Genomic DNA, 7398 nt, shown 5'->3' with positions numbered 1-7398 from the left:
GCCGAGCAGTTCGAGCGACGACGGATCGGCCCACTGGAGGTCGTCGAGCACCAACGCGACGGCACGGTCGGCGGCGATCGTCTCGATCCAGCGGCGGGCCGCGTCGAGCAACAGCACACGGTCCCACCGAGGGTCGGCCGAGTCAGGTCCTGGGCCGAGGTCCCGGACGAGCGCCGACAGCAGCTCGCGGTCCCGACCGGCCGCGTCGACCGCGGCGTCCACGCCGACATCGCGCGACAGGTCGGCAAACGCTTGGATCCAGGGCCAGAACCCAGGAGCGCCCTCACCGTGCCAGCACGTTCCCCAGGCCACCAGCGCACCGCTACGGCAGCGATTGAGGGCGGCACGGACGACCGACGTCTTCCCGATGCCAGCCGACCCGCTGACGAACACCGGCCTGCGCACGCCCGACCCGGGTGCGTCGATGGCCGAGACGATCTGCTCGAGCTGGGCTTCACGGCCGAAGACCCGCTCTCGCGTCAACTCGGCCATCGCGCCTCCCTGGCGGCTGCAGGCGGATCGCCAGAACGGATCTGGCGGGTTCGGCTCCGAATCTGGCGCCTAGGAGATGAGACCACGTCGGAGGCGACCACACCACCGGCACGATCAACGAGGAGACGAGCTCATGGCATTCGACCCAGCGCAGTACAAGACGACCACCCGCCAGCAATGGCAGGAATACGCCTCGGGCTGGAACGCCTGGGCGCCGCTGCTCGAGACCTGGCTGGGCCCCGCGACCGACCGGATGCTCGACCTCGCCGGCGTCACCGCCGGGAGCTCCGTCATCGACGTCGCTGCTGGCGCCGGTGGCCAGAGCATCGCCGCCGCCCACCGCGCGGGACCCTCCGGACAGGTGCTGGCGACCGACCTGTCACCGGAGATCCTGCGCTACGCGGCCAAGGCAGCAGCCGACGCCGGAATGGACAACGTGTCGACACGCGAGCTCGACGGCGAGCACCTCCACGACCTCGACGCAGGAAGCTTCGACGCGGCGATCTCACGGGTCGGCTTCATCTACTTCCCCGACCGGCACCGCGCCCTGACCGGTATCCACCACGCGCTCGCCGACGGTGGCCGCTTCGCCACCATCACCTACTCCACCGCTGCCACCAACCAGTTCTTCTCGCTGCCCGTGTCGATCATCCGCCGACGCGCCGAGCTGCCCGCCCCCGCGCCGGACCAGCCGGGACCGTTCAGCTTCGCCGACCCCGAGCTCGTCCACCGCGAGCTCACCACGGCCGGCTTCCACGACATCGTCGTCGAGGTCATCGACGCTCCGGTTCACCTTCCCTCGGCTGCGGAGTGCGCCCGTTTCGAGCGGGAGTCCTTCGGTGCGCTGCACCAGATGCTGGCCTCGTTGAGCTCCGAAGCGCAGCGATCGGTGTGGGCCGAGATCGAGGAGGCGCTCGGGCAGTTCGAGAGCGACCGGGGGTTCGTCGGCCCGTGCGAGCTCGTCGTCGCCGGAGCCACGCGATGAACGGCCGAGCCCAGCTGCGGGTGGCGGCGGTCCAGGCCACACCCGCACACCTCGACCGCGACGCGACCATCAAAGCCGTAGCCGCGCACGTGACGACGGCCGGAGTCGACGGTTGCGACCTCGTGGTGTTCCCCGAATCGTTCGTTCCCGGCTATCCCGACTGGGTCTGGCGATGCAAGCCGTGGAACGACGCCGAGTGGTACCGACGGTTCGCTGATCAAGCGGTACAGATCGACGGGCCAGCGCTCGATCCGATCCGCGAGACAGCCCGTGACAGCTCGACCTGGGTCGCGCTCGGGATCACGGAGCGAAGCTCGTCGGGCACGCTCTACAACGCCGTCGTCTACATCGACGACGAGGGTGCGATCGCCGGGCTGCACCGCAAGCTCGTCCCGACCGGAGCGGAACGGCTGGTGTGGGCCAACGGCCAGGGGCCGATGCTCACCGTGGTCGATGTCGGCGGGGTCAAGGTCGGGTCGCTCATCTGCTGGGAGAGCTACATGCCGCTTGCGCGTGCCGCGCTCTACCACAAGGGCATCGACGTGCTCCTCGTCCCCACCTGGGACAACAGCGACGAGTGGCTGTCGACGCTGCGACACATCGCCAAGGAAGGACAGGTGTTCGTCATCGGCGTCTCCGCCTACCTCCGCGGGTGTGACGTCCCCAGAGACCTTCCCGGTGCCGATGACCTCTACGGCGGCGCCGAGGACCACCTGTCCCGGGGAAACACGACCATCGTCGCCCCCGGCGGCGAGATCCTCGAAGGCCCCCTGGTCGGCGAGGCAGGGACCGTCACCGCAACCCTCGACCTCGATCGGATCGCCATCGGGCGCCGAAGCTTCGACCCCACCGGCCACTACGCCCGCCCCGACATCCTCGAACTGACCATCAACCAAGAACGGAGGACCGCATGAACGACTTCCCAGGCATCGGCCACGTCGCCGTGACCGTCACCGACCTGTCGGTGAGCCGGCCGTGGTACCAGCGCCTGATCGGCGCCGAACCAGTCCTCGACGAGGTGACCGACGGCGGCTTCCACCACACCGTGTTCCTCATCGACGGCACGCTGCTCGGCCTCCACGAACACCCCAGCACTGACCCGGACGACACGTTCACCGAGTTCCGCACCGGACTCGACCACATCGCCTTCGGCTGCCCCGACCGAGACAGCCTCACCACCTGGGAGACACGACTCGACGATCTCGGCATCACCCACGGCGGCATCGTCGACGCCCACTACGGCTCGGGCCTCAGCTTCCGAGACCCCGACGGCATCGCCCTCGAGCTCTTCGCCCCGCCAGCCTGACGGCCGGCGCCTCAGCGCGCCAGGCGGCGCAGGGCCGTGGAGGCGAGGTCGACGGTCCACACCAGCAGCACGTAGACGAGCAGGATCAGCGCGACGTCGGTCCAGCGCCGCGCCGACAGGTCCAGGCGCAGCTGGAAGCCGAGACCAGCCGCGGTGATGAACCCGACGACGACGCTGGCGCGGATGATCACCTCCCAGCGGTACAGCAGGAACGTGACCAGCTGCGGCAGCGCCGCCGGCAGCACCCCGTAGGCCAGGATCTCCAGACGGCGCGCGCCCGACGCGCGCAGGCCGCGCAGCGGGCCGCGGTCGAGGCCGTCGATGACGTCGGCGCCCAGGCGCCCCATCACGCCGAGGTCGTGCAACGCCAGCGCGAGCGCCCCCGCCAGCACGCCCGGGCGGACGAGGAACACCAGCAGCAGCGCCCACACCAGCTCGGGCACCGAGCGGGCGACCACGTGGACACCGCGCACGACGAGGTAGGCCGCGCGCCCGAGCAGGCGGTTGGCGGGCGCGAACTCACCGATGGTCAGGCTGCGGGCGGCGAAGGCGATCGTGGCCAGCGCGCCGAGGCCGGCCATGCCCGCGGCCAGCACCGACATCACCACGGTGTCAAGGGCCAGGCGGCCCACGACGGCCCACTTGGCCGACTGCGCGTACGCGGGCGTGGCCTCGTCACCCACGCCCAGCAGCCGGCCTGCGAAATCCACGGTGCGGTCGAGGACCTGTCCGGCGGCCGGCACGTCGCTGCCCTCCTGGGCCAGGACGAACCACCACGCGGCGACCACGGTCACGAGCACCCCGGCGGCCAGGTGCAGCGTGGCCCGCCGGGTGGGCGTGCGCGCGGTGGCGTCGGGCAGCATCCGGGCCTGCGCGGCCTCCAGCCGCACGTCGTCCATCACACCACCATCCGGGCGCGCACCATGGCCGAGACCCGGTCGACGATCACGATCACCGTGACCAGCGCGGCCAGCAGCGTCCACACCTGCTCGAAGCGCAGGTCGGCGAGGGCGATCTCGATGCGGTAGCCGATGCCGCCCAGCCCGATGAACGACAGCACCGCCGCGGCCCGCACCGCGCACTCGAAGCGGTAGAAGACGTAGCCGGCCATGTCCGCGCCGGCCAGCGGCAGGCGGGCGTAGCACAGGATCTGCCAGGGGGACGCGCCGGCGGTCTCCAGCGCCGCGGGCGGTGCGGGCGGCACGTCCTGGAGGCGCTCGCCGAGCACCCGCGCCACCGTCGCCCCGTAGGGGATGCCGATGGCCAGCACCCCGGCGAGGGGTGTGAGGCCGAGGATGCTCAGCAGCAGCAGGGCCCAGACCAGCTCGTGGATGGCCCGGAGCGTGGCGAACACCGAGCGGCCGGCGGCGACCGACCCGGCCCGGACCACCCGCCGGCGGGTGAGGACGCCGCTGACGAGGAAGGCGCCGGGCACGCCGATCACCAGGGCCACCGACATGCCGGCCACCGCGTAGCCGAGGGTGAGCAGGCTGGCCTCGGCCACGGTGGCCAGGAAGGCCCGCGACAGGTCGGGGCGCAGCAGGGAGCCCAGCAGGTCCCAGGCCGCTGCGCCGCCCCCGGAGTGGGTCAGCTCGTCGCCGGCGACCATGGCGAGGCTGGCGAGGAACGCGCCGGCGAGCAGGGCCGTCAGGGCGCCGCGGCGGTTGAACCGCGGACGCACCCCCACCAACCCCGGGGCGGCGCTCATCTAGCCCGTGTCGGCCCGGGCACCGGGGGCGGAACCGCCCCCCTCGGTGCGACCCGGACCCGGCGCGTCCTCCACGGGGGCGATCAGGCGGTACACGCGGTCGAGCACCTCGGGGGTGACGCCCGCCGGCGGCAGGTCGAAGGTGACCCGGCCGCCGCGCAGCCCGATGATGCGGTCGAAGTGACGGCGGGCCAGGTCGGGGGTGTGCAGGCTCGCGACCAGGGTCCGCCCGCGTTCGCGGGCGGCCTCGCAGAGCAGGCCGAGCAGGTCGTCGGCGCGGGCCGGGTCCAGGGAGGCCACGGGCTCGTCGGCGAGGACCAGGGCGGGGTCCTGCACGAGCAGGCGGGCCAGCGCGACGCGCTGCTGCTCACCGCCCGACAGGTCCGCCACACGCTTGGCGAACAGGTCCTCCACGCCCAGGCGGCGTGCGGCCGCGCGGGCCGGCGGGTGCTCCAGGGGCAGCACCAGCGCGGCCAGCGACCGGGCGAGCCCCCATCGGCCCAACGCGCCGGCCTGCACGTTGTGCTTGACCGACAGCTGCGGGACGAGGTCCAGGCCCTGGGAGACCATCCCGACCCGTCGCGGCAGCTCCCGCCGGCCGCGGAGGCGGTCGAGGTCCTCGCCCCCCAGGCGCACGGTCCCCGCCGCGGGGGTGACCATGCCCGACAGGGCCCGCAGCACGGAGGTCTTGCCCGCGCCGCTCGGGCCGACCAGCGCGACCGTCTCACCCGGCGCCACCCGCAGGGACAGGGGGCCGACGGCGACCTCCGCGCCGTAGGACACGACCAGGTCGTCGAGCTCGCACGCAGGGGCGGTCGTGCTCACGGCGAGCCGATCAGCTCGAGGTCGCGGGCCACCTGCTCGATGGTGGCGTAGTTGTCGTCGTCGGTGGCGATGAAGGCGGTGTCCTCGAACAGCTCGAGGATGTCCTGGGCCTCGGGTCCGCCCTCGTCCATGGCCAGCAGCGCGTCCACGATCTGCTCGGTGGTGCCTGCCCCGTAGACCTCGTCGATGTCGGGGTGGGCGACCCAGTGGTAGTCGACGTAGGGCGGGGTGCGCTCCACCACCCGCACCCGGTCGGTGTCGACCTGGCCCTCCTCGACCGCGCGCTGCCATACCGACTCGTTGAGCACGCCGGCCTGGAAGGTCCCGGCCTCGACCAGCTTCCAGGTCTGGTCGTGGGAGCCCGCGTAGCTCGGCGGGCCGTCGAAGTCGGCCTCGGGGTCCACCCCGGCCTCGGTGAGAAAGGCGCGGGGCATGAGGTGGCCCGACGTCGAGCTCTCGCTGCCGAACGTGAAGGCGGTGCCGGCCAGGTCGGCCAGCGAGTCGGCGTCCACGTCCGCGCCGGCGATGAACACCGAGTGGAACTCCTCGTCGATGGGGCGTTGCGCGACGGCGTGCGCGCCGGGGGTCTCAAGCCGCGCCTGCACGCCGGTCAGCCCCCCGAACCAGCCCAGCAGCAGGTCGCCGTTGGCGAAGGCGGTGACCACGGCGGTGTAGTCCACCGACGGCTGGTAGCGCATCGGGATGCCGACCTCCTCGGACAGGTAGTCAGCGATGCCCTCGAAGCGCTCCTCGAGCACGGCGACGTCCTGGTCGGGGATGCCCCCGATCACCAGAGCAGGGGGGTCATCGCCGGCCTCGTCGGTGCCGCAGGCGACGGCGACCAGGGCGAGCGTCCCGGCGAGGGCGGCGAGGACGAGACGGCTCCACAGCGCTGACGAGTGGATCGCCGGAGCTTGCGGAGGCGATTGTCTGCTGTGCCGGGTGTGGCGGTCGCGCAGCGACCGTCCTGAGGATGATGTCATGCCGCGAGAGATACCGGGATCGGTGAGAGGGCGCAACTGCCATGCGGCTTCGGCATGGTTGGGGCTAGCATGGCGGGGTGCGCACCGGAGACCTCGACGCGTTGCGCGCGGCGGCGGCCGCGGGCAGCCTGACCGCGGCGGCCCAGGCGCTCGGCTGCTCCCAGCCCGGCCTGAGCCGGCGGCTGCAGCGACTGGAGGCCGACCTCGGCACCCGGCTGCTCCAGCGCAGCACGGCCGGCGTGCAGCTCACCGTCACCGGGGCACGGGTGCTCGTGTTCGCCGAGGAGATCCTCGACGCGGTCACGGCGCTGCGCGGCGAGCTGGACGGCCACACCGCACCGCTGCACGGCACGGTGCGGATCGTGGCGAGCACCACACCGGGCGACTACGTCGTGCCCCACGTCGTGGCCCGGTTCAACGAGCGCTACCCGTCGGTCTCCGCGGAGTTGATCGCCGCTGACTCGGCCGCGGTCCCGGGCACGCTGCTCGAGCACCGCGCCGACATCGGCTTCGCCGGTCGCAAGAACCCCGACCGGCGCCTGACGTACGTGGCGGTGGCCAGCGACGAGATCGTGCTCGCCGTCCCGACCGGTCACCCGCTGGCCGGCACCGACGGGATCGCCCTTGACGCGCTGGCCGGCGAGCGGCTGATCTGGCGGGAGGACGGCTCGGGCACGCAGCGCACCTTCTGCGACGCCGTCGCCGCGGCCGGCGAGGAGCTGCCGGCGGGCTCCTCGACCCTCAGCGTGGGCTCCAGCCAGGCGGTGGTCTCCGCGGTCGCGGCCGGCCTCGGCATCGGGGTGGTGAGCGTACGCGCCGTCGCGGCGCACCCGGGGCAGGTCGTGGCGGTGCGGGTGGCCGGGATGCCCGTCGTGCGCCGGCTGTGGCTGGTCTACGAGACCGACCGCCGACGCCCGGCCCACCTGGCCGCCTTCATCGCCTACGCCGCAGACTCGGCGCAGGTATGAACAGCCGGCCCGGCCACGCGCCCGGGGAAGTGGCCTGGCGAGGCGACCACGTCCAGGGTGGTGCGCTGGCCCGGCGACGCGCCCGGGGAAGTGGCCTGGCGAGGCGACCACGTCCAGGGTGGTGCGCTGGC

At 72.8% G+C, this 7398-nt stretch carries 9 protein-coding genes; 4 read left to right on the top strand and 5 right to left on the bottom strand.

From position 1 onward, the window contains the following. Positions 1 to 492, bottom strand: a 492-nt coding sequence (locus tag WD250_07090) for an ATP-binding protein (GenBank protein MEX2619968.1), incomplete at its 3' end; no start/stop codon positions are given. A 133-nt stretch (positions 493 to 625) separates the two neighbouring features. Here WD250_07090 and WD250_07085 point away from each other — a divergent pair. The 3 genes from WD250_07085 to WD250_07075 are packed head-to-tail and all read left to right on the top strand — an operon-like array spanning position 626 to position 2783. Beyond that, entirely contained in the window at positions 626 to 1477 is an 852-nt protein-coding gene (locus tag WD250_07085) for a class I SAM-dependent methyltransferase (protein MEX2619967.1), read from the top strand. Then, positions 1474 to 2391 carry a carbon-nitrogen hydrolase family protein gene (locus WD250_07080; GenBank protein MEX2619966.1) on the top strand — a complete coding sequence of 306 codons (918 nt, stop codon included), beginning with the start codon at positions 1474 to 1476 and terminating at the stop codon, positions 2389 to 2391. Before WD250_07085 ends, WD250_07080 begins: the two co-directional genes overlap by 4 nt. Continuing rightward, positions 2388 to 2783, top strand: coding sequence for a VOC family protein (locus tag WD250_07075; protein ID MEX2619965.1), 396 nt, complete (start codon positions 2388 to 2390; stop codon positions 2781 to 2783). The genes WD250_07080 and WD250_07075 overlap by 4 nt, the downstream gene beginning before the upstream one ends. An 11-nt stretch (positions 2784 to 2794) precedes the next feature. On the opposite strand, the gene WD250_07070 is transcribed toward WD250_07075, so the two are convergent. The 4 genes from WD250_07070 to WD250_07055 are packed head-to-tail and all read right to left on the bottom strand — an operon-like array spanning position 2795 to position 6299. Then, positions 2795 to 3682 (bottom strand): ABC transporter permease subunit, encoded by an 888-nt coding sequence (locus WD250_07070; GenBank protein ID MEX2619964.1) that lies wholly within the window; start codon positions 3680 to 3682, stop codon positions 2795 to 2797. Further along, the gene (locus tag WD250_07065) at positions 3682 to 4491 is read right to left on the bottom strand and encodes an ABC transporter permease subunit (protein ID MEX2619963.1); all 810 of its coding nucleotides are present in this window, start codon (positions 4489 to 4491) and stop codon (positions 3682 to 3684) included. Before WD250_07065 ends, WD250_07070 begins: the two co-directional genes overlap by 1 nt. Beyond that, a complete protein-coding gene (locus WD250_07060) occupies positions 4492 to 5316 on the bottom strand; it encodes an ATP-binding cassette domain-containing protein (GenBank protein MEX2619962.1) in 825 nt (274 codons plus the stop codon). It lies immediately after the preceding gene. Beyond that, positions 5313 to 6299 carry a putative selenate ABC transporter substrate-binding protein gene (locus WD250_07055; protein ID MEX2619961.1) on the bottom strand — a complete coding sequence of 329 codons (987 nt, stop codon included), beginning with the start codon at positions 6297 to 6299 and terminating at the stop codon, positions 5313 to 5315. The genes WD250_07060 and WD250_07055 overlap by 4 nt, the downstream gene beginning before the upstream one ends. Before the next feature lie 77 nt (positions 6300 to 6376). Here WD250_07055 and WD250_07050 point away from each other — a divergent pair, with 77 nt between their 5' ends. Then, positions 6377 to 7267, top strand: a complete 891-nt coding sequence (locus WD250_07050; GenBank protein MEX2619960.1) for a LysR family transcriptional regulator — start codon at positions 6377 to 6379, stop codon at positions 7265 to 7267. Positions 7268 to 7398 lie beyond the last annotated feature (131 nt).

It is taken from the genome of Egibacteraceae bacterium, assembly GCA_040905805.1.
In the GTDB taxonomy this organism is placed as follows: Bacteria; Actinomycetota; Nitriliruptoria; order Euzebyales; family Egibacteraceae; genus DATLGH01.
The sequence above is the reverse complement of the archived record's forward strand: the minus strand, read 5'-3'. Positions and strand labels throughout refer to the sequence as shown.

Bases quoted from the DNA above. Each gene is read 5' to 3' on its own strand.
- WD250_07070 (MEX2619964.1), bottom strand. From the start codon at position 3,682: ATGGACGACGTGCGGCTGGAGGCCGCGCAGGCCCGGATGCTGCCCGAC.
- WD250_07055 (MEX2619961.1), bottom strand. From the start codon at position 6,299: ATGACATCATCCTCAGGACGGTCGCTGCGCGACCGCCACACCCGGCAC.
- WD250_07065 (MEX2619963.1), bottom strand. From the start codon at position 4,491: ATGAGCGCCGCCCCGGGGTTGGTGGGGGTGCGTCCGCGGTTCAACCGC.
- WD250_07080 (MEX2619966.1), top strand. From the start codon at position 1,474: ATGAACGGCCGAGCCCAGCTGCGGGTGGCGGCGGTCCAGGCCACACCC.
- WD250_07085 (MEX2619967.1), top strand. From the start codon at position 626: ATGGCATTCGACCCAGCGCAGTACAAGACGACCACCCGCCAGCAATGG.
- WD250_07075 (MEX2619965.1), top strand. From the start codon at position 2,388: ATGAACGACTTCCCAGGCATCGGCCACGTCGCCGTGACCGTCACCGAC.